The organism is Agrobacterium sp. fls2-241-TYG-188a (assembly GCF_030209845.1).
In genome coordinates this window covers 602,835-623,772 of record NZ_JARVRD010000003.1, presented here as the reverse complement: position 1 = coordinate 623,772, position 20,938 = coordinate 602,835, and the positions used below count along the sequence as shown (strand labels likewise).

Annotated in this window: 12 protein-coding genes; 1 reads left to right on the top strand and 11 read right to left on the bottom strand. The window is 59.2% G+C overall.

All coding sequences use genetic code 11. From position 1 onward, the window contains the following. Positions 1-207: 207 nt before the first annotated feature. The 9 genes from QRN85_RS16905 to QRN85_RS16865 all read right to left on the bottom strand — a co-directional run bounded on the left by QRN85_RS16905 (position 208) and on the right by QRN85_RS16865 (position 17,535). Positions 208-1,839 (bottom strand): alpha-D-glucose phosphate-specific phosphoglucomutase, encoded by a 1,632-nt coding sequence (locus QRN85_RS16905; RefSeq protein ID WP_112962857.1) that lies wholly within the window; start codon positions 1,837-1,839, stop codon positions 208-210. Then, positions 1,840-3,279 (bottom strand): glycogen synthase GlgA, encoded by a 1,440-nt coding sequence (gene glgA, locus QRN85_RS16900; RefSeq protein ID WP_062584416.1) that lies wholly within the window; start codon positions 3,277-3,279, stop codon positions 1,840-1,842. It abuts the gene before it with no gap. Positions 3,280-3,284: 5 nt separating this feature from the next. Beyond that, a complete protein-coding gene (glgC, locus tag QRN85_RS16895; protein WP_062584417.1) occupies positions 3,285-4,547 on the bottom strand; it encodes a glucose-1-phosphate adenylyltransferase in 1,263 nt (420 codons plus the stop codon). Positions 4,548-4,609: 62 nt separating this feature from the next. Beyond that, positions 4,610-6,817, bottom strand: a complete 2,208-nt coding sequence (gene glgB / locus QRN85_RS16890; RefSeq protein WP_113093546.1) for a 1,4-alpha-glucan branching protein GlgB — start codon at positions 6,815-6,817, stop codon at positions 4,610-4,612. Beyond that, positions 6,817-9,279 carry a glycogen/starch/alpha-glucan phosphorylase gene (locus tag QRN85_RS16885; RefSeq protein WP_112962854.1) on the bottom strand — a complete coding sequence of 821 codons (2,463 nt, stop codon included), beginning with the start codon at positions 9,277-9,279 and terminating at the stop codon, positions 6,817-6,819. Before QRN85_RS16885 ends, glgB begins: the two co-directional genes overlap by 1 nt. 223 nt (positions 9,280-9,502) lie before the next feature. Further along, positions 9,503-10,741 (bottom strand): vWA domain-containing protein, encoded by a 1,239-nt coding sequence (locus QRN85_RS16880; RefSeq protein WP_284759429.1) that lies wholly within the window; start codon positions 10,739-10,741, stop codon positions 9,503-9,505. A gap of 169 nt (positions 10,742-10,910) precedes the next feature. Then, entirely contained in the window at positions 10,911-11,792 is an 882-nt protein-coding gene (locus tag QRN85_RS16875) for a transglutaminase family protein (protein ID WP_284759428.1), read from the bottom strand. Positions 11,793-11,795: 3 nt separating this feature from the next. Beyond that, positions 11,796-14,204: a circularly permuted type 2 ATP-grasp protein gene (locus QRN85_RS16870; RefSeq protein WP_502870791.1), complete on the bottom strand. Its 2,409-nt coding sequence runs from the start codon at positions 14,202-14,204 to the stop codon at positions 11,796-11,798. A gap of 1 nt (position 14,205) precedes the next feature. After that, positions 14,206-17,535, bottom strand: coding sequence for a transglutaminase family protein (locus QRN85_RS16865; protein WP_284759426.1), 3,330 nt, complete (start codon positions 17,533-17,535; stop codon positions 14,206-14,208). Between the two features lie 256 nt (positions 17,536-17,791). Between QRN85_RS16865 and QRN85_RS16860 the strand changes: the two genes are divergently transcribed. After that, positions 17,792-19,552 (top strand): ABC transporter ATP-binding protein/permease, encoded by a 1,761-nt coding sequence (locus QRN85_RS16860; RefSeq protein WP_284759424.1) that lies wholly within the window; start codon positions 17,792-17,794, stop codon positions 19,550-19,552. 3 nt (positions 19,553-19,555) lie between these two features. On the opposite strand, the gene QRN85_RS16855 is transcribed toward QRN85_RS16860, so the two are convergent. Together QRN85_RS16855 and hisN are read right to left on the bottom strand one after the other, a co-directional pair. Then, positions 19,556-19,738, bottom strand: a complete 183-nt coding sequence (locus QRN85_RS16855) for a hypothetical protein (RefSeq protein ID WP_062584432.1) — start codon at positions 19,736-19,738, stop codon at positions 19,556-19,558. Positions 19,739-20,003: 265 nt separating this feature from the next. Then, complete coding sequence (hisN, locus tag QRN85_RS16850) at positions 20,004-20,780, bottom strand: histidinol-phosphatase (protein WP_284759422.1); 777 nt, start codon at positions 20,778-20,780, stop codon at positions 20,004-20,006. Positions 20,781-20,938: the final 158 nt, after the last annotated feature.

Sequence of the window (20,938 nt, the reverse complement as noted above, 5' to 3'; positions counted from 1 at the left end):
TGGGGCTTATCCCTGTGCCCTGCCGGGCATCTACCCCCGCGAGCAAGGGAGATTCAAATCGTGGATAGCTTTTGCCCCGCTTCACCCTTTAATATGAACTCAGTCGCGGCGTCTTGCCGATCTTCTTCCTGTGGAGGAGAGGTACAGCATAGGGCAGGGCAGAGGCGGACGGAGGCCCACCCACTGCGCTGACCTTAATTCAATGCATCACGTAATCACGGTTGGCGCATCGCGCCCCGTGTGCTTCTTGATGCCAGCAATCGCGTCGGCTGCCGAAATCAGATCGGCCAGTGCCTCCTGTGTTTCGATGTTGTGACGCGAAGGGTCCTTCTCGTAGCGTTCCACGTAAAGGCGCAGGGTCGCGCCCGCCGTGCCTGTGCCGGACAGGCGCAGGACGATGCGAGAGCCGCCTTCGAAGAGGATGCGGATGCCCTGGTTCTTGCTGACGGACTGGTCGACCGGGTCGTTATAGGCGAAGTCGTCTGCCGCCTTCACTTTCAGCGCGCCGTAGGTGGTGCCGGGCAGGGTTGCCAGCTTTTCTCGCAGGATGGACACCAGCGTGTTGGCAGCATCGCTATCGACCTCTTCGTAGTCGTGGCGCGAATAGTAATTGCGGCCATATTCGGCCCAATGCCTGGTGACGATATCCTTTACGCTTTCCTTGCGGCTTGCCACAATGTTCAGCCAGAACAGCACGGCCCAGAGGCCATCCTTTTCGCGCACGTGGTTGGAGCCGGTGCCGAAGCTTTCTTCACCGCAGATGGTTACCTTGCCGGCATCCAGCAGGTTGCCGAAGAATTTCCAGCCGGTCGGCGTCTCAAACATGCCGATGCCGAGCTTTTCGGCCACGCGGTCTGCGGCGGCACTGGTTGGCATGGAGCGGGCAATGCCCGCAATGCCGGATGCATAGCCCGGCGCCAGAGTGGCATTGGCGGCAATGATGGCCAGGCTGTCGGATGGCGTGACGAACATGCCCTTTCCAACGACCATGTTGCGGTCGCCGTCACCGTCGGAAGCCGCGCCGAAATCAGGGCCATCGGCGCTCATCACATCGTCATACATTTCCTTGGCATGGACAAGGTTTGGGTCCGGGTGGTGGCCGCCAAAATCAGGCAGGGGAACCGAGTTGCGCACAGAGCCCGCAGGCGCGCCCAGGCGCTTTTCGATGATCTCGACCGCATAAGGGCCGGTGACCGCGCTCATCGAGTCGACCACGACCTTGAAGCCGCCTGCGATCAGCGCGCGAATCGCGGGGAAATCGAACAGTTCTTCCATCAATGTCGCATAATCGGCGACGGGATCGACAATCTCGACCACCATATCATCGACCTTTGCAGTGCCGATGGCATCCAGATCGACATCGGCAGCATCCGAAATGCGGTAGCTGTCGATTGTCTTGGTGCGGGCAAAGATCGCATCGGTGATCTTCTCCGGTGCAGGACCGCCATTGCCGATATTGTACTTGATGCCGAAATCTTCGTTCGGGCCGCCCGGATTGTGGCTTGCAGACAGGACGATACCGCCGAATGCCTTGTATTTCCGGATGATGTTGGAAGCAGCAGGCGTCGACAGAATGCCGCCCTGACCGACCATGACCTTGCCGAAGCCAGCGGCAGCGGCCATCTTGATGGCCTTCTGGATGACTTCACGGTTGTAATAGCGACCGTCGCCGCCGATCACCAGAGTCTGACCCTCAAAGCCTTCCAGGCTGTCGAAGATCGACTGGATGAAGTTTTCCGCGTAATTTTCCTGAGCGAAAACCGGCACCTTCTTGCGAAGACCCGAGGTGCCCGGCTTCTGATCCTGGAAGGGTGTGGTCTGGACGGTGTTGATCGTCATTTATTGGCCTTTCGAAATAAGTTGGGCGTAAAGCTCGGCGTAAAGGCCGGCACTCTTTTCCCAGGAAACATCAGATTTCATGCCTTGCTTTTGCATCTGCGTCCACAGTTTCGGCTCGGCGTAAAAGCGAACCGTGCGGCGAATGGCGTGTCGCAGACCCTCGGCGGTGATGGATGAGAACTGCACACCGGTCGCCACCTTTGCCGCCATTGCGGCATGGTTGGCGTCGATGACGGTATCGTTGAGGCCGCCATTGCGGGCAACGACGGGAATGCAGCCGTAACGAAGCGCATAGAGCTGCGTCAGTCCGCAGGGCTCGAAGCGCGAGGGGATAATGATGGCATCGCAGCCCGCCTGCATGAGGTGCGATAGCGGCTCGTTGTAGCCGATTGCTACACCGACGCGGCCCGGATGGCGCGAGGCAGCGGCAAGCAAGGCGCCTTCAAGCGAGATTTCGCCCGCGCCGAGCACCACAAGGCGCCCACCCATGGCCACGATGTCGTCCACGACTTCGCTGACGAGGTCGATGCCTTTCTGCCAGGTGAGGCGGGAGATGACACAGAAAAGGGGACCGTTGTCCTGATCGATGCGGAAATGGCTGGCGACAGCCGCCTTGTTCAGCGTACGCAGCTTGAGATTGGCCTGCGAATAATTGTGGTTGACCAGATGATCGGTCGCCGGGTTCCAGACATCGGCATCGATGCCGTTGACGATGCCATGCATGACATGGGCACGACTGCGGATGACACCATCCAGCCCCATGCCGAATTCCGGGGTCAGGATTTCCTCGGCGTAGGAGGGGCTGACGGTGGTAATCGCCGTCGACGTCTGGATGCCGCCCTTGAGGAAGCTGACGTCATTATAATATTCGATGCTTTCCGTGCTGAAGGCATGGGCGGGAAGGCCGAGCTGGCTGAAAATATTGGCGCCAAACTGCCCCTGGAACGCAATGTTGTGGATGGTCAGGATGCTTGGAATCTCGGGTGTTTCGGCATAGCGCATGTAGACCGGCGCCATGGCCGCCTGCCAGTCATGGGCGTGCAGCAGGTCCGGTTTCCACCCCGGCAACTTGCCGATGGCGATTTCCGCCGCCGCCAGCGAAAGCGCGGCAAAGCGCTTCCAGTTGTCGTCGAAATCCTTGCCGGTCGAATCGAGGTAAGGTCCGGCCGGACGATCGTAGTAATTCGGCGCGTCGAGGATCAGGAGATCCAGACCCTCGTGGTGAGCCTCGAGAATATCGGCGTGCTCACCCAGAAGGTTCATTTCCGCGATCTTGACCGCATCCGTAACGACGGATTTGACGGCCGGATAACCGGGTATGAGCGTGCGGGTGGTAACGCCGAATGTCTTGAGCGTGATGGGCAGCGCGCCGGCAACATCGGCGAGCCCCCCGGTCTTGATGAGTGGATAGATTTCGGACGCAACCGAAAGAACATTCATGAGGTCTATAGATCCAGCTTGTCGATCATCGATTGGGTTATCAGGCAAATGCCCTTGTCCGTGCGACGGAAACGTTTTGCATCGAGTTCCGGGTCCTCTCCGACGACAAGTCCCTCAGGGATCACGACACCATGGTCGATCACCACATTGCTGAGCTGGGCGTGACGCCCGATCTTTACACTCGGCAGCACTACGGCATTCTCAAGGCGCGAGTATGAATTTGCCCGGACCCCTGTGAACAGCAGGCTTCGGTTGAGCGACGACCCCGAGATGATGCAGTCACCGGCGACGACCGAGGAGGTCGCGGAGCCACGACGCTTGTCATCGTCATGGACGAACTTCGCAGGCGGCAGGATTTCCGCATAGGTCCAGATGGGCCACGACTTGTCGTAGATATCGAGATCCGGGACGATATCGGTGAGGTCGATATTGGCCTGCCAGTAGGCATCGATGGTTCCGACATCGCGCCAATAGGGCTCGTGCTCGAAGTCCGAACGCACGCAGGACGCTGCAAAGCGGTGGGCGACGGCTTTGCCGTGCTGGACGATATGCGGAATGATGTCCTTGCCGAAGTCGCGGCTGGAATTGGGATCGCTGGCATCGCGGCGCAGGCAGTCCATCAGGAACTTCGTGTGGAAGACGTAGATGCCCATCGAGGCCAGCGCGTAATTCTCGTTTCCGGGAATGCCTGGCGGGTCAGCGGGCTTCTCGATGAAGTTGATGATCTCGTCCTTCTCGTTCACATGCATGACGCCGAAGCCGGTGGCTTCCATGCGTGGAACTTCCAGGCAGCCGATGGTCACATCCGCACCGCTGTCCACATGCTGCTGGAGCATGTATTCGTAGTCCATCTTGTAGATGTGATCGCCCGCCAGAATGACCATGTATTCAGGGCCATGCGACTCGATGATATCGATGTTCTGATAGACGGCGTCAGCCGTGCCTTCGTACCACTGCGTTTCCGACACGCGCTGGGAGGCGGGCAGAATGTCGAAGCTCTCGTTACGTTCCGGGCGGAAGAAGTCCCAGCCGCGCTGAAGGTGGCGAATGAGCGAATGGGCCTTGTATTGCGTGGCGACACCAATGCGGCGAATACCGGAATTCAGGGCGTTCGACAGCGCAAAGTCGATGATGCGTGCCTTGCCGCCGAAATAGACCGCTGGCTTTGCACGACGATCCGTCAGTTCCTTGAGGCGGCTGCCACGGCCGCCGGCAAGCACGTAGGCCATCGCATCGCGCGCCAGTGGCTGAATTCTTTTCTCACTCATTGCAGTCCTCCCATAAAAAGTCTTAGGTCCCTTAATTCGAAGCTTAGTCCGGCGGACATTGCTTAATTCTCCGGCTCCAGCATGATCACGGCCAACGGCGGCAGTGTCAGCGTGGCTCCAATCGTGCCGCCTGCATCCACCGCCTGCACGCGGCCGCCATTGCCCTTGCCGCTGCCGCCGTAGATCTCGGCATCCGTGTTCAACACTTCGCGCCAGCGACCGGCTGTCGGCAGTGGCACGTAGAAATTCTCCCGATAGACCGGCGTCAGATTACAGATGACGGCAACCGGCTTTTCGCCCGGTGCAAGACGAAGCCACGCAAAGACGGAGTTCTCGTGATCATCCGCCGAGAGCCACTGGAAGCCTTCCGGCTCACAATCGCGGGCATGGAGCGCACCCTTGGAGCGATACATGAAGTTGAGATCGCGCACGAGGCGGCGCATTCCCTCATGCATATGATATTGCAGCAGGTTCCAGTCCAGCGATGTCTTTTCGTTCCACTCGCTCCACTGGGCAAATTCCTGGCCCATGAACAGCAGTTTCTTGCCGGGATAACCCCACATCAGGGCATAATAGGCGCGCAGATTGGCAAATTTCTGCCAATCGTCGCCCGGCATCTTGGCAATCATCGAGCCTTTGCCGTGCACCACCTCGTCATGGGAAATGGGCAGAACGAAGTTTTCGCTGAAGGCGTAAAGCAGGCCGAAGCTGAGTTCCTGATGGTGGTATTTGCGGTGCACAGGTTCGCGCTGGAAATAGCTCAGCGTATCGTGCATGAAGCCCATGTTCCACTTGAAGCCGAAGCCAAGCCCGCCCTCATGCACCGGCTGCGACACCTTTGGCCAGGAGGTCGATTCCTCGGCAATGGTCATGACGCCGGGATGGGCGCCATAGATCAGCGTGTTCATCTGCTGCAGGAAGCGCACGGATTCGAGGTTTTCCCGACCGCCATATTCATTGGGGACCCATTCGCCTTCCTTGCGCGAATAATCCAGATAGAGCATCGAGGCGACGGCATCGACGCGCAGGCCATCGAGATGGAATTTCTCGGCCCAGTAGAGCGCGTTGTTGACGAGATAGGACATGACCTCGACGCGACCGAAATTATAGATCGCAGTGTTCCAGTCCGGATGGAAGCCCTGACGCGGGTCGGCATGTTCGTAGAGCGCAGTGCCATCGAACCACTTCAGACCGTGCTCATCGACGGGAAAATGCGCCGGTACCCAGTCAAGGATGACGCCGATGCCCACCTTGTGTGCGCCATTGACGAAGCGCGCAAAACCTTCCGGTTCGCCAAAGCGGGCGGTCGGTGCATAGAGACCGGTTGTCTGGTAGCCCCAGGAGGGATCGTAGGGATGCTCCGATATCGGCATGAACTCGATATGCGTAAAGCCCATATCCGTGCAGTAGGGGATGAGCCGTGCGGCCAGTTCGTCCCATGTCAGAAACGAGCCATCTTCGCCATACTGCCAGGAGGATGCATGGACTTCGTAGATCGTGATCGGCTGGCGGCGCTGATCGATGCTGGCCCAATGCTTGCGGTGCGCTTCGTCGCTCCATTCCTGGACCAGTTCCGGCGTCGTGACCGATGCATTCTTCGGGCGAAGCTCTGCCCGACGTGCATAGGGGTCGGCCTTTAGCGGCAACAATTCGCCATGCGGGCCGATGATCTCGAATTTGTAGCTGCAGCCGGAATAGACATCCGGCGCAAAGATTTCCCAGATGCCGGTGTCCTTACGGAACCGCATGACATGGCGGCGGCCATCCCAGTTGTTGAAATCGCCAACGACCGAGACGCGCCGTGCATTGGGTGCCCATACAGCGAAATGAAAACCTTCGACACCTTCGTGCTTCAGCGGATGGGCGCCCATCTTGTCGAAAAGGCGCAGATGCGATCCTTCCCGAACATAATAGTCATCCATTGGCCCAAGCACGGGACCAAAGCTATAGGGATCGGTCACAGCCCATTCAGCATCCTCGCGCAGGGCGCGATAACGGATCGGCTGGCGCTTTGACAGCTCCACGGGGCCTTCGAAGAAGCCTGCCTCGTCGGTGCGCACCAGTTCGCCGGCAACAGTGCCGTCCAGCGTCATGGCGGTCACCTCTTCGGCACCGGGAATGAAGCACCGCGCGACAAAGCCGCCCGGCGTCTGGTGGACGCCGAGCACAGCAAAGGGGTTGGAATGCAAACCGCTCTTGATTGCCTCGATTTCAGCCTTGCTTATGGCAACAGTCTTTTTCTCTTCGGCAGAATTGAGCGGTTTCTTCATCAAGCTCTCCAGATGTCGGTGGCATATTGCCGGATCGTCCGGTCGGACGAGAACCAGCCCATGCGTGCCGTATTGTGTACTGTTTTTTGGTACCAGCTCTTCGGGTCGCTCCACATGGCGTCGACGTCACGCTGGGCTTGCGCGTAGGCGTCGAAATCTGCTGCGACCATGAACCAGTCATTGCTGTAGATACCGTCCATCAGTGCCGAAAAACGGGATCGGTCATCTGGCGAAAAGACGCCGGATGCGATGGAGGACACTGCCTGTGACAGTTCGGCAGAGTTTTCGATGATGGCACGGGGATTGTGGCCTTCGCTGCGGGCTTGGGCGACCTCATCTGCGGTCTTGCCGAAAATCACGATGTTTTCCTTGCCGACATGCTCGAGCATCTCGACATTGGCACCATCGAGCGTGCCGATGGTTAGCGCGCCATTCAGACCAAACTTCATGTTGCCTGTCCCGGATGCTTCCATGCCAGCCGTCGAAATCTGCTCCGACAGGTCAGCCGCCGGAACCATGATCTCGGCAAGGGACACGTTATAATTCGGAATGAATACCACTTTCAGAAGCCCGCGCACCGCCGGATCGTTATTGATGACACGCGCGATATCGTTTGCGAGCTTTATGATGAGCTTTGCGTTGTGATAACTCGGTGCTGCCTTGCCAGCGAAGAACTTAACGCGCGGCACCCAATCCAGTTCCGGGCGGGAACGAATTTGATCATAAAGCGCGACGGCCTCGATCAGGTTGAGCAGTTGACGCTTGTATTCGTGTATCCGCTTGATCTGTATGTCGAACATGGCGGAGGGATCGACACGGATGCCCATGCGCTGGGCCACCGTATTGGCCAGGCGAACCTTGTTCTGGCGCTTGATTTCCGCGAATTTGTCCCGGAAGCCCTGGTCGTCGGCAAAACGGTCGAGAGCGATCAGCTTTTCCGCATCGTCAAGAAATTCGTCGCCGATGGACTGGCGGATGAGGTCGGTAAGGCCTGGATTGCACTGCATCAGCCAGCGGCGCGGCGTAATGCCGTTGGTCTTGTTGTTGATGCGGTCTGGAAAGAGCGTGTGGAGATCGGAAAACACCGTCTCCTTCATCAGTTCGGTGTGCAGCGCCGACACGCCGTTGATGGAGTGGGAGCCGATAAAGGCGAGGTTGCCCATGCGGACACGACGCTCCCCAGCTTCCTCGATGAGCGAGATCGAGCGGATCTGCTGATCGACCATCTTCTTTTCCTTGCGGGCGAAAAGAAGCGTGTTGGCGTTGATCGCATAAATGATCTGCATGTGGCGCGGCAAAAGTCGTTCCAGCAACGGCACCGGCCAGCTTTCCAGCGCTTCCGGCAAAAGCGTGTGGTTTGTGTAGGAGAAGGTTCCGCGGGTGATGGCCCAGGCCTCTTCGAAATCCAGCCCATGCATGTCGCACAGAAGGCGCATCATTTCCGCAATCGAAATTGCCGGATGGGTATCGTTGAGCTGGATGGAGACTTTTTCCGCCAGATTGGTGAAGTCAGGATATTGCTGCAGGTGACGGCGCAGAATGTCCTGAAGCGAGGCAGACGAGAAGAAATATTCCTGCCGCAGGCGAAGCTCCTGACCGGCTGGGTTCGCGTCGGCGGGATAGAGGACGCGTGTCAGCGCCTCGGCCTTGTTGCTTTCCCGCAGCGCGCCGATGTGGTCACCGGCATTGAAGGCGTCGAGAAGGATGGGGTCGATGGGCTGGGCCGACCAGAGACGCAGCGTGTTGACGCGGGTTCCGCGCCAGCCGACAACCGGCGTATCATAGGCGGTGGCAATCATGCGCTCTGCCGGTTTCCAGACGAAGCGCTGTGGCTCCTCATATCCGCCGACGATCTCGACGCTGCCGCCGAAGCCGATTTCATAGGAGCTCTCGCGACGCTCGAACTCCCACGGATTGCCGTGCGCAAGCCATGTTTCCGGCAGTTCCACCTGCCAGCCATCGGCCATCTGCTGGCGGAAGAGGCCATGCACATAGCGGATGCCGTAGCCATAGGCGGGAATATCGACGGTTGCCATGGACTCCATGAAGCAGGCCGCCAGACGGCCAAGGCCGCCATTGCCCAGTGCTGCATCCGGCTCCAGTCCGGCGATCACGTCGAATTCCACACCGAGCGAGGTCAGCGCATCCTTGATCTCTGCCATGAGGCCGAGATTGGAAATGGCGTCGCGCATCAGGCGGCCGATCAGGAATTCCAGCGACAGGTAGTAAACGCGCTTGGAATCATTCTGATAGGCCTTGCGGGTGGATTCCATCCACTTGTCGATGACACGGTCACGGATGACCAGAATGGTGGCCGTCAGCCAGTCATGCGGCTTGGCGACCTTGACGTCCTTGCCTATGCGGTAGGTCAGTCGTTCTATGATTTCGCTGGCAAGAACGTCCGGTTCCGAACTGCGGGGCGCGGGGCGGGGAAGGTCGTTGGTAACAAGTTTGTTGATCATTGGTCGGTCAGTACCTTGATGGGAGGAGTGGGCCTGATTCTGTCGATCCGTCATAGAGCATCAGTTGCGATTTATGCATCGTTCACAGCCTCTGGCAACAACCGATTTAAGGAGGTCTGGTATGATTATACCGTTTGAATCGCGTCAAACACGAGGTTCAGACGAAGAAAAGCCGCAAGAGTGGCAGGGCTCTTGCGGCGTCCGATGCGCAATATTGCAGATATCAATTCGTCAGGCGGCTGACGTTTCCGGAAGCTTTGCGCGCAATATCCCCGAAAGCCTCGACAATCTCTTCCATGTTCTCAGGCGCGTAGTAGTTTTCGGCGCTGGTGGCGCAGGCCTGCAGAAGCGATTTGCCACGGTCCGGTGCCATGAAGGCGACCGTGAAGATCTTTATGTCGTCCGCCTTGGCCTGGGCGCAGGTGGTGCGCACGGCGTTGTCGACGGGATAGGACCAGCTTGCGCTGTTGCCGGTCATTTCGCCATCCGTCATCAATACGATGATCCGCTGGAACGACTTGTTTCCGGCCTGCTTGTGGGCTTCAATCTCGCTTGCGTTGGTGGATTTCAAGGCATTGAAGGCGGCATTCAACGCACCGGTGGCGTCCGTTCCACCCGTTGCCGAAAGCGCATTCACATAGCCGCTGGCCCGCTTCGTGCCCCAGTCCAGGCCCTGCGTCGGTGAAGCCTTGTCATTATAGGCGACAGCACTCGTTCTCACCAGTTGCGAAGCCGGATTGCCATTCGACTTGGCGGTGGGGTCCGACTTGTTGAGCGTATCGAGCAGGAAGCTGACAGCCGTCTTCAGCGAGGTCATCTTGTCGATGTAGCATGGACGGTTGCTCCTCATCGGCTTTGGCCAACTTGCCTCGTCATAGTTGGAGCAAGTGCTTTTGCGGCTGTCGATGCTGTCTGTCTTGAACGCCATCGAGCCTGAATGATCCAGCACAAGATAAAGCGATAGCGGCGCGCCGTTGTTGAAGCTGCTTTCCGCTGTGCTGGTGGCGCTGAGCGTCAGCGAGGTGGCCCCGACAAGCCCAAGAAGCGGATTGAGCGGCAGCCGATAATTGACGGTCGTCGAAATCTTGAAATTTGTTCCTTTGGTTGTCTCGTTTCGGCTTGTGACACTGTTGATGCTGTTTTCGAGGATCTTTGCTTCCGCCTCAGACAATTCCTTGGTGACGCTTTGCCCCATCATGATTTGCGCCACCTGCGCCTTCAGCTCTTCGTCGCTCTTCTTGCCTTCGGATTCACGAAACTGGGTCGCCGCGCTCAAGGTAGCGGCGTCGGCTGCGTTTTGCAGGTCGGATTTCACCTGCATTGCGCGGGTAAATTCAAGGCCGACTCCCGCCGCTCCCATCAACATGGGAAGAGCCAGAGCGGTAATCATAGCGAAATTGCCTTGCCTGTCGGCAAGCAGCCTGCGCAGGCATCTCATGGTGTCAAACCGTTCGAACATCATGTCCACACTCTTTGGAGTTCATAGCTGGCCAAGGGTGTAGCGCCGAGCGGATGTAGGATTCGCTAACTCGGAAGGCAAATATTTAGTGAATTCTAAAATTGAAACAAATGGTTGCGACTTTTATGAAAGGTTGCATCGTCCTGGCACGTGCCTGTCTGGTTTTGGGGCATCACGCCCTGACCGGGATAACATCGACCGCCTGGGTCGTCTGCTGGTTTCCGTAGCTTTTGAGGACACCGATGACGGGCGCGACATCGGAATAGTCGCGTCCGTAACCGACGACGATGTGGTCGCAGCCCGCGACAATGTCATTGGTCGGATCGAGTTCGATGTAGCCTTCCGCCTCGCCGCACCAGACGCGCACCCAGGCGTGCATGGCGTCTGCACCTTCAAGGCGTTCTTTTCCGGCGGGGGGAATGGTACGCAGGAAGCCGCTGACATATCCGGCTGGAATGCCCAGGCTGCGCAGGGCACAAATCATGATATGCGAGAAATCCTGGCATACGCCGCGTTTCAGCTTGAAGGCTTCCGCAGGCGTGGTGTCAACAGTGGTTGCCTCGCTGTCATAGGTGAAGTCGGTATGGATGCGTCGGCACATGGCCATCGCGATTTCACGGATGGTCATTCCAGCCTTGACGGTTTCCCGCGCATAGGCGGCAATCGCGGCGTTATCGCCGATACGGGGGCTTGCGCCCGCAAGATGATGCGGCGATTGCGGGTCAAGGGACCAGACGCTGGCCAGTTCCGCGGCCAGTCGGCCAAGCTCAGGGGAAAAGTCGGCGGTCAGCGATGGTGTTTCGACCGAAACACGCGCCTGCATGCGAATGTCCAGCTTGTCGTGGGGTGCGCGCAGCAGCACGGACGTGGCGCTTTGACGAAAGAAATCATCGAAGACCACCCGCTCATCCGGTGAGGGCGTGACGGTCAGGCTGCCCGCAATCAGCCGCTGCCTGCCGGGAACGGACAATGGCATGACGCGGATGACGTGGCGGGCACCGGATGCCAGCGTATCGTAAAGATAACCCATGTGCAGCGATAGGTCGTAGAGCATGGTCTATCCGAGATATGTCTGGGCAAGAAGGTCCGAGAGATGCTCCAGATCCTGCTCCAGCTGCCGGAAGACGGCAGGCGACAGGTTTTCCGGCGTCATCACGGCGAGGCCGGAATGGACACGCATGACCTCGCGATAGAAGCTCGACATCTGGCCGTTGACGAAGGCATTGGGCAATTGCTCTACCTCCGTGCGGATTTCATTGAGCTGGAACAGGATGGAGCGGGGGTTGAGCGGATCAAGGCCCAGCAGGTCCATCACCGTCAGTGCTGCCGTGTTGACGTTGTAGCGGCGGCGGTGAGTCATGACGCTGTCGCCGATTTCCAGCAGCATGTCATAGGACCCATCCGGCGCGTCAGGCCCGCTCATATGGCCTAAAAGCCGTGTGAGATGCAGGCCACGTTCCAGGTAGCGACCGATGGACAGGAAGCGCCATCCGGTAAAGCGATACATGTTTTCATGGACCAGACCGGCAAAGCCTGCCAGCTTGCGCAACAGCACCGTCATGGCATGGGTTGCGTCGTCACCGGCTGCGACCTTGCTCTGGAAGCGGCGGGCGGTCTTTGCCAGATCATTCAGCGCCAGCCAGCCATCCGGCGAGAACCGGTCTCTGATATTGCTGGCGGAATAGATCGCGCTGTTGAGATTGGCAATCAGGCTTGAGGGTACGGCTTCCTTGACGTCGACATCGAGTGTTTCGAGATATTCGGTGACGTGGGCGAGAAGCGGCTGTTTCGGGTCGGCCGATTCGGCATAGCGCGAATGCCATGCGCGCAGAATGCGGAGCGCCCCTTCGGCGCGCTCGATATAGCGACCGAGCCAGAACAGATTGTCGGCTGCGCGGCTGGGCAGGCTGCCCGGCATGTTACGGGTGAAGTTCTCCTCCGCAGGCAGAAGGCTCGTCCGCTCCACGGGCTTGTCCGATACGATCCAGACATCGGCGGCGCTGCCGCCCGTCTGCATGGCAATGGCGGCCGTGTCGTTGCTGCGGCCGATACGGGCAAAGCCGCCGGGCATGACCTGCCAGCCATCCTGCGTGCGGGCCGCAAAGACGCGAAGGCTCATGGGGCGCGGTACCAGCTTGCCATCGACATAGGCGGGGGTGGTGGACAGCGTGACGACTTCCTGCCCGACCAGCTTGTGGCCGTCGCTTGCCAGCCAGTCGCCAATCGAATCCTTTGCGGTTTCAAGCAGCGTCGAGCCAAGGACAGACTGACCATTGTCATCGAAGAAGGGCAGGCGGGAATAGGCGGGGCCGATGACCATGCGCTCGATGTTGCGCGCCACGTGCTCGCGCTCCGTCGGCTGTCCGCACCACCAGGTCGCGATGGAGGGCATGGCCAGATCCTCGCCCAGAAGCTGGCGGCAGATGGCAGGCAGGAATGCCAGAAGTGCGCGGGTTTCCAGAATGCCGGAACCAAGCGCATTGACGATGCTGAGCGAGCCGGAGCGCAGGGCCTGCACCATGCCGGGCGTGCCGATATGGGAGTTCTGGTCCAGCTCAAGCGGATCGGTATAGGACGCATCCAGCCGCCGCCACAGGACGCCGATGGGTTTCAGCCCCGCCACGGTGCGCACCATGACGCGGTTGTTGACGACGGTCAGGTCTTCGCCTTCCAGCAGCATGAAGCCGAGATAGCGGGCAATATAGGCGTGCTCGAAATAGGTTTCGCTGGCAGGGCCGGGCGTCAGCACGGCAATCCGGTCATCCGGGTTCTGCCTGCGCGCCTGCAACGTATCGCGGAAGCTTCCGAAGAAGGAAGCCAGCCGATGCACATGCGCCTCGGCATAGATATCGGAAAAGGCGCGGGTGGTGGCCACCCGGTTTTCCAGCGCAAAGCCCGCGCCTGACGGTGCCTGGGTGCGATCCGCCAGCACCCACCAGTTGCCGTCGGGACCGCGACCGATCTCGAAGGAGCAGAAATGCAGGTAGTGGCCGTCTGCGGGCTTCACGCCCACCAGAGGGCGCAGATATTCCGGGTTGGATGCCAGAAGCGACGGGGGCACGAAGCCCTGCTGGACGAGCTGGTTTTCACCGTAGAAATCCGCGACGATGCGTTCCAGCAGATTGGCGCGCTGGACGAGGCCTTTCGAGACCGCCTCCCATTCCTTCTCGTCGATCAGGACGGGAATATGGGATATCGGCCAGTTTCTCTCGGTATTTCCATGCGCGCTGTAATCGCGGTAGAAAACGCCGGCATCGCGCAGGTAGCGGTCGGTGCGCGAAAAACGCTCGTGCAGTTCCCGGTCTTCCATGCGGCCAAGCGCATTGACGAAAGGCTGCCAGACGGGCCGGATGCGGCCATGGATATCCAGCATCTCATCGGCAATGCCGGGCATGGCACGATAGCCCAGCATGGAAGCCATGCCGGTTTCTTCGCCTGTCCGTTCCATTGCCGGTGCCTTTGCCAAGTCACACTCCCTGCGGGCGTCTCAAATCTAGCGTCAGCGGGAATTCCGGGGACGCAGCCTCCGGCCACAAAGCATAGTGACCGGCCGTATGCCCCCAGGGTTCGAAACGCGCAAGCCGCCTTGCTTCCGCTTCGTTGCCATTGACGGGGAAAGTCTCATAGGTGCGACCGCCGGGATGAGCAACATGATAGATGCATCCGCCGATCGATCGGCTCGACCATGTATCATAAATGTCGAAGGTCAACGGAGTGTTGACCGGCAATGCCGGATGTAGCCCCTGCGCGGGCTGCCATGCCTTGAAGCGGACACCGGCCACCGAGACGCCTGAATCATCCGTCTGCTTCATCGGCACGGCCCGCCCGTTGCAGGCCACCGTGTAGCGGGACGGATTGGACGTTTCCAGCCGCACCTGCAAACGCTCAACCGAGGAATCCACATAACGCACGGTGCCGCCGATGGCACCCTGTTCGCCCATGACATGCCACGGCTCCAGTGCCTGGCGAAGCTCCAGCTTGGAGCCTTCATATTCGACCTCTCCGAAGAAGGGGAAGCGGAATTCCAGCTGTGCGGCAAACCATTCCGGTTTCACATCAAAGCCGTTGTCCTTGAGGTCCGCGAGAACATCGAGGAAGTCTGCCCAGATGTAATGCGGCAGCATGAACCGGTCGGCCAGCGCGGTGCCCCAGCGCACGAATTTGCCGCCAACGGGGTTCTTCCAGAAGCGGGCGATGATAGCGCGGACCAGCAATTGCTGGGCGAGCGACATGCGCGCATTCGGCGGCATTTCAAAGCCACGGAACTCGACAAGGCCAAGGCGGCCCGTCGGGCCATCGGGCGAAAACAGCTTGTCGATGCAGATTTCGGACCGGTGCGTATTGCCGGTCACGTCCGTCAGCAGGTTGCGGAACAGGCGGTCCACCAGCCACGGCAAAGGCGGTGTGCCCTGTCCGGGCATCGGCACCTGGGCCATGGCGATTTCCAGCTCGTACATGCTGTCATGACGGGCTTCATCGATGCGCGGTGCCTGGCTTGTCGGACCGATGAAGAGGCCTGAGAAGAGGTAGGACAGTGACGGGTGGCGCTGCCAGTGTAGAACCAGGCTCTTGAGCAGGTCCGGCCTGCGCAGGAAGGGGCTGTCTGCTGGATTGGCGCCGCCGACGACCACGTGATTGCCGCCGCCGGTGCCGGTGTGGCGACCATCGATCATGAACTTGTCCGCACCCAACCGGGTCTGGCGCGCATCCTCATAGACGGCGGTGGTGATATCGACACAGTCCTTCCAGCTGGCAGCCGGATGAATGTTGACCTCGATAACGCCGGGATCGGGCGCGACGCGGATGACATTCATCCGCTCGTCATGTGGGGGCGTATAGCCCTCGATATGGACGGGAAGGTTAAGATCCGTGGCGGCGGCTTCTGCGGCGCCGACGAGATCGAGATAATCCTCGATACGCTCCACAGGCGGCATGAAGACGCAAAGGCGCCCATCACGCGCCTCCACTGACATGGCGGTACGCACTTCGCCGTGGATATCGCTGATCGACTGCTCGATGCGCTCCTGTGATGCGCTGTCGGACGCCTGAAACGAGGCTTCCGGCAGGGCGCGTGCGGACGGCGGCGTGGCATCGGGCAATGGTCCACGCGGCACCGAGGGATCGGCGGGGTGGATATAGGGAAATTTTGACGGCGGAACATAGGGCAGGGTGCCGAGCGGAATGCGGTAGCCAACCGGGCTGTCGCCGGGGACGAGGAAGATGCGGCCACGCCGGGTCTTCCACTTCTCACTCATCCAGCGTCTGGACGAGGTCGCCTTGGCATTCCATGCCTGTACCGGCAGAATATAGCCCGTGGGCGTGGTCAGGCCACGCTCGAAGACGCGGGCGATGCGGTTGCGCTCTTCCGGGTCTTTCAGCTTGGAGTTCGAGGGATCGACATTCTCGGGCAGATTGCCTTCCTTGATCAGCCACTCAGCCGGATCTTCATAAGCCGGCAGCACCAGTTCCGGCGCAATGCCGATGTTGGATGCGATGTTGGTCAGCAGCTTTTCGGCGTCTTCGGCGGTGACGCCGGTATCGACACCTTCGCGCGCCACCAGATCCGGATTGTGCCAGACCGGCTGCCCGTCTTTTCGCCAATAGAGCGAAAACGTCCAGCGCGGCAGGCTTTCGCCGGGATACCACTTGCCCTGTCCGTAATGCAGGAAGCCGTTGGGCGCGAAACGTTCCCGCAGCTTGCGGATCAGCACATCGGCCTTTTCGCGCTTGGTGGGGCCGACGGCATCGGTATTCCATTCGCCGGATTCGAAATCATCGATGGAAACGAATGTCGGCTCGCCGCCCATCGTCAGGCGCACATCCTGCTCAGCCAGAACCTTGTCCACCTGTTCGCCCAGCGCATTCAGGCGATCCCAGCTTTCGTCCGAAAACGGCTTGGTGATGCGCGGATGCTCGGCCACGCGGGAAACCTTCATGTCGAAGGCAAATTCGGTGTTGGCCTCGCCATAGTAACCGCCGGAAATGGGCGCGGCATTGCTGTAATGCGGCGTTGCGGCAAGGGGTACGTGGCTTTCGCCCGTCAGAAGCCCGGAGGTTGGATCGAGCCCGACCCAGCCGGCGCCGGGCAGATAGACTTCTGCCCAGGCGTGGAGATCGGTGAAATCCACTTCCGTTCCCGATGGGCCATCCAGCGCCTTGAGATCAGGCGTCAGCTGAATGAGATAGCCTGAGACGAAACGCGCCGCAAAGCCGAGATGGCGCAGGATCTGCACCAGCAACCAGCTTGTGTCGCGGCAGGAGCCCTTGGCGGTGCCAAGCGTTTCCTCGGGTGTCTGGACACCGGTTTCCATGCGGATGACATAGCCGATATCGCGCTGCAGGCGGGCGTTGAGGCCAACGACCATGTCGACCGTTGGCTGGCCGGATGTCCAGTCGATGGTTTTCAGATAGTCCGTCAGCAGCGGGCCGGATGGCTCCGGCGTCTGGTAAATCGAAAGATCGGCCTTCAATGTCTCGGGATATTCGAAAGGCCAGTAGGTGGCGCTTTCCTCCACGAAGAAGTCGAAGGGATTGTAGACCGTCATGTCGGCGACGAGATCGACCTCTATCCTCAACTCCGTGACGGGGTCGGGAAAGACGTAGCGCGCCAGAAAATTGCCGTAGGGATCCTGCTGAAGGTTCACGAAATGATTTGCAGGCGTCACCTTCAGCGAATGGCTGATGACATGGGTGCGGGAATGAGGCGCAGGCTTCAGGCGTATGATTTGCGGTCCGAGCCGGATTGGCCTGTCATACTTGTAATGGGTCAGGTGGTAGATGCTTGCTTTGATCGACATGCGTTCCCTTGCCCGGTATTCCGGTTTGCGCGGATCGTTTCGCTCCGCTTTGATTGCTGGGACTTTGTGCAATGCACGCAAAGAAAGCAAGGAACATTTCAATGCTCCCTATCATTCGAGCGGCTGCTAATTTGCGGGTTTCGTGTCGCCGGTAGACAAGCTTCAATGGAATGCTATTGCTGTCTTGGCGGGTGCAAATCAACATCGTCTGCTCAACGGTCCGGACTAGGCAATAGCAGGAAATGGCAAGGTACTGATGGCGCAAGGTAATCTGTCGACAGAGGCGAGCAATTACCCGTCTTTCGATCTGACGTTCAGATCGCAACTGGGAATGATGGGCAGCGCCTTCTGGACATCTCCCGTCCGCAACAGGCTCATCCTGCTCATGATTGCCCTGCTGACCATCATTCTGGTAACGGCCTATGGGCAGGTCAAACTGAACCAGTGGAATGCACCTTTCTATAATGCGCTGGAAAGGCGCGATCTGGATGCGTTCCTGCACCAGCTCGAAGTTTTCGCGATCATTGCCGGCTCGCTCCTGCTGCTCAACGTCTTCCAGACGTGGCTGAACCAGATGACGGCGCTGAACATGCGCGAAGGTCTGGCGAAGGACATGGTAGACGAATGGTTCAAGCCGGGAAGGGCCGCAAGGCTTTCGGGCTTCGGCGCCATTGCCGTCAATCCAGACCAGCGCCTGCATGACGATGTGCGCAATCTTGCCGAAAGCAGCACGGCCCTTGCCATCGGTCTCGTCAATGCGACGATCCTGCTTGTCAGCTTCATCGGCGTGCTGTGGGGCCTGTCTGCGGGCTTTGCCATCGAGATCAATGGCAGCATGGTCGCCATACCCGGCTACATGGTCTGGGCCGCGCTGATCTATGCGGGTTCCGCATCCTTCCTCAGCAACATCGTTGGCTACCGGCTGGTGCCGCTGAATGCGGAGCGCTATTCCAAGGAAGCGGAACTGCGTTTCTCGCTGATGCGGGCTAGTGAAAACCTGACGGCCATCACGCTTGCGCGGGGTGAAAAGAACGAGCGTCACCGCATCGGTGAAGACATCAATGCGGTGCTGCGCGTTATTCGCGGCCTTGCCATGGCGTTGACCCATCTGACGTGGGTTTCATCCGGCTATGGCTGGCTTGCCATCGTTGCACCAATCCTCATCGCCGCACCGGTCTATTTCTCCGGAAGCCTCAGTTTCGGCGGCCTGATGATGGCTGTCGGCGCCTTCAACCAGGTCAATGTCGCGCTGCGCTGGTATATCGACAATTTCGGACCCATTGCCAGCTGGAAGGCAACATTGCAGCGCGTCTCGACCTTCCGCAACGCGCTGATCCAGATGGACAGCATCGAGCGGCATGGCAATGTCATCGATGTCGAGAAGTCGCCATCCGGGCCGGTCAGGTTGACGTCGGTGGAAATCTGCCCCGATGCCGGCGGCCAGGATCTTTCACGTGTTTTCCAGCTGCGCGAGGCACCGGTCGAGATCAATCTCGGCGACCGGGTCATCGTCAATGGCGACCAGGGCGTAAACCGCAGGCTGTTCTTTGCCGCGATTGCAGGTCTGTGGCCGTGGGGAAGGGGTACCATCACCGTGCCGCCACGCGAGGAAACCTTGTTCGTTGCCCAGCATGGCTATCTTCCCGCGGCGCCCTTGCGTGAAATCCTCTGCTATCCGCGCAGCCCGCAGAAATTCAAGGAAGAGGATTTTCTGGCAGCGATGGAGAAATGCGGCCTGGGACACATCATTCCGCGCATGGATGACAATATCCGCTGGGACAAGAAATTTGATTCCGAGGAGCAGGCCTGTGTCCGGGTCGCAAACGCAATCCTGCTCAAGCCGCGCTGGCTTTTCATCGACGATCTTCTCGAAGGACTGGAGACCGAGACAGCCGAGAGGCTGGCCGCCGTTCTGGCGGGCATGACCGATACCGCAATCGTCTATATCGGCCGTTCAGACATCATTCTCCAGACGCTGTCGCCGCGCGTCCTGCATCTGGATCTGGTCAAGGTGTAAACGTCACATCTTGACCGCTGCAGGTGCGGCAATCGATGTCGTTTCAATCAGCTTGGTCGAAGGTGCGGTCTTTACAAGCACAAGCGGCATTGTGGCGGCAAACAAGGCCATCGCCGCAATCGCGATGATGACGACCCAGTCATCACGCTTCTGTTTGACGGTATTCCCACTCCAGTCATATGCCATGGCGGTCCTCGCTCATTTCAGGATATGAAGATGAAAGAATTCAACGCCAGAGTGCCGCAATATGGTTAACCAAAGCTTACCTCTTGGTGCAATTCGTTAACGCCACCAAAGCACTGGAGGGAACGAGGTGCGGATTTCGGCAGCAATGTCTTCCCGGCAATGGGAACGAGGCCGGAGGAGCGTATCTCCCCCGGTGTACTTTCAGTGTTTTGGATGCAATTATAGCGATTGTCCGCTGCGAGTTTCAAGGGCAGCCGCGCTGTGCCTACAGTTCGGACAGGGTGGCCAGTGCCTGTTCATGAATGGACCTGTTTCCGGCGGCAATGATGCGGCCCGCCGCCTCCGGTCTTCCGCCGTCCCAATTGGTGATGATGCCACCGGCCTGCTCGATGATGGGAATGAGCGCGCCGACATCATAGGGCTTCAGGCCGGACTCGATGACCAGATCCGCGTGGCCCGCTGCCAGAAGGGCGTAGGCGTAGCAATCGACACCATAACGGAACAGGCGCACTTTCTGCTCAACTGCGCCGTAACGTTCCGCTTCCTCAGCGGTGAAGATATGCGGCGAGGTGGTGAACAGGACGGCATCAGACAGGCTCTCGCACTGGCGTGTCCTGATCTGCCTGTCGCCGCCTGGGCCGAAATACCAGGCGTTTTCGCCATCCGCAAAATAGCGCTCGCCGGTAAAGGGCTGGTCCATCACACCCATGACAGAGCGGCCCGAAGACTGGAAGCCGATCAATGTGCCCCAGACCGGCACACCGGAGATGAATGCGCGGGTGCCATCGATGGGGTCGATGACCCAGACATGCTCACGATCCGTGCCCACGCTACCATGTTCTTCGCCCAGAATGCCGTGATGGGGAAAGTGTTCGGTAATCAATGAACGGATAGCCGTTTCGGCCGCCTGGTCTCCCTCCGTCACGGGATCGTAGCCGCCTTCCTCCTTGTTGGCGACGGCAAGGCCGCTGCGAAACCGGGGAAGGGTTTCCGCCTTGGCGGCGTCAGCAAGACGAAAGAAGAAATCGCGATCAGGCAGCATGGAAACCTCGGCAATCAGAAAATCCAGCAACGGACATAGCGCGGTTCAGCCGGTCTCGTCCACACGCTATCTGCGACGCTGGAAACACAAGAGTTGGGCATTCGCCGCCGATTGCGCACACGGGAAAGGCAAATGAGCAAATTATCGGTTAAATTATA

Bases quoted from the DNA above. Each gene is read 5' to 3' on its own strand.
- glgC (WP_062584417.1), bottom strand. From the start codon at position 4,547: ATGAGTGAGAAAAGAATTCAGCCACTGGCGCGCGATGCGATGGCCTAC.
- QRN85_RS16865 (WP_284759426.1), bottom strand. From the start codon at position 17,535: ATGTCGATCAAAGCAAGCATCTACCACCTGACCCATTACAAGTATGAC.
- glgB (WP_113093546.1), bottom strand. From the start codon at position 6,817: ATGAAGAAACCGCTCAATTCTGCCGAAGAGAAAAAGACTGTTGCCATA.
- QRN85_RS16855 (WP_062584432.1), bottom strand. From the start codon at position 19,738: ATGGCATATGACTGGAGTGGGAATACCGTCAAACAGAAGCGTGATGAC.
- QRN85_RS16905 (WP_112962857.1), bottom strand. From the start codon at position 1,839: ATGACGATCAACACCGTCCAGACCACACCCTTCCAGGATCAGAAGCCG.
- QRN85_RS16880 (WP_284759429.1), bottom strand. From the start codon at position 10,741: ATGATGTTCGAACGGTTTGACACCATGAGATGCCTGCGCAGGCTGCTT.
- QRN85_RS16875 (WP_284759428.1), bottom strand. From the start codon at position 11,792: ATGCTCTACGACCTATCGCTGCACATGGGTTATCTTTACGATACGCTG.
- QRN85_RS16885 (WP_112962854.1), bottom strand. From the start codon at position 9,279: ATGATCAACAAACTTGTTACCAACGACCTTCCCCGCCCCGCGCCCCGC.
- hisN (WP_284759422.1), bottom strand. From the start codon at position 20,780: ATGCTGCCTGATCGCGATTTCTTCTTTCGTCTTGCTGACGCCGCCAAG.
- glgA (WP_062584416.1), bottom strand. From the start codon at position 3,279: ATGAATGTTCTTTCGGTTGCGTCCGAAATCTATCCACTCATCAAGACC.
- QRN85_RS16860 (WP_284759424.1), top strand. From the start codon at position 17,792: ATGGCGCAAGGTAATCTGTCGACAGAGGCGAGCAATTACCCGTCTTTC.